At 43.1% G+C, this 925-nt stretch carries 1 protein-coding gene; it reads left to right on the top strand.

The features are described 5' to 3' along the window. Window positions 1-8: 8 nt before the first annotated feature. Window positions 9-925, top strand: a 917-nt coding sequence (locus RTW80_RS26125; RefSeq protein WP_312720987.1) for a porin, incomplete at its 3' end; no start/stop codon positions are given.

Genomic DNA, 925 nt, shown 5'->3' with positions numbered 1-925 from the left:
AATACATAATGAAAAGAAAAGTTCTGGCAATGCTGGTCCCGGCGTTATTAGTTGCTGGCGCAGCAAATGCGGCTGAAATTTATAATAAAAATGGCAATAAACTGGATCTGTACGGCAAGATGGTTGGTGAGCGCATTCTGACCGACCGTGAAAATGGTGAAAAAGGCGATAATTCTCAAGATACCTCTTATGCCCGTGTAGGCGTGAAAGGTGAAACTCAGATCAACCCTGAATTGACTGGTTACGGTCAGTTTGAACTAGACCTGGAAGCATCAAACAGACACAACCCTGACCAAACTCGTTTGGCTTATGCTGGTTTGAGTTACAAAGATTTTGGTTCATTCGACTATGGTCGTAATGTCGGTGTCGCGTATGATGCAGAAGCATTTACTGATATGTTTGTTGAGTGGGGCGGTGATTCATGGGCTGGTACTGACCTGTTCATGACCAACCGTACCAACGGTGTTGCAACCTATCGTAACACAGATTTCTTTGGCATGGTTGAAGGTCTAAATTTTGCTCTGCAATATCAGGGTAAAAATGAAGGTACAGGCAACTACAAAGCAAATGGCGATGGCCATGGTTTATCTGTAACTTACACTATTGACGGTTTCTCATTTACTGGTGCTTACGCAAACTCTGACCGTACTGATTTCCAGTCTAGTGATAGTAAAGGTGAAAAAGCAGAAGTTTGGGCACTGTCAACAAAATATGATCCCAACAACGTCTATGCTGCTGTGATGTACGGTGAATCTCACAACATGAATTCCGACGACGGTGATGTTGTGAACAAAACACAAAACTTCGAAGCTGTTCTGCAATATCAGTTCGACTTCGGTCTGCGTCCATCCATCGGTTACTCCTATTCTAAAGCACTGGACGTAGCAGGTTACAAAGATTCTGATCGTCTGAACTACATTGAAAT

It is taken from the genome of Escherichia sp. AM3, assembly GCF_032029835.1.
GTDB classification, from domain to species: domain Bacteria; phylum Pseudomonadota; class Gammaproteobacteria; order Enterobacterales; family Enterobacteriaceae; genus Escherichia; species Escherichia coli.
Note: the sequence above shows the minus strand (reverse complement) of the source record. Positions and strands in the feature narration are given on the sequence as shown.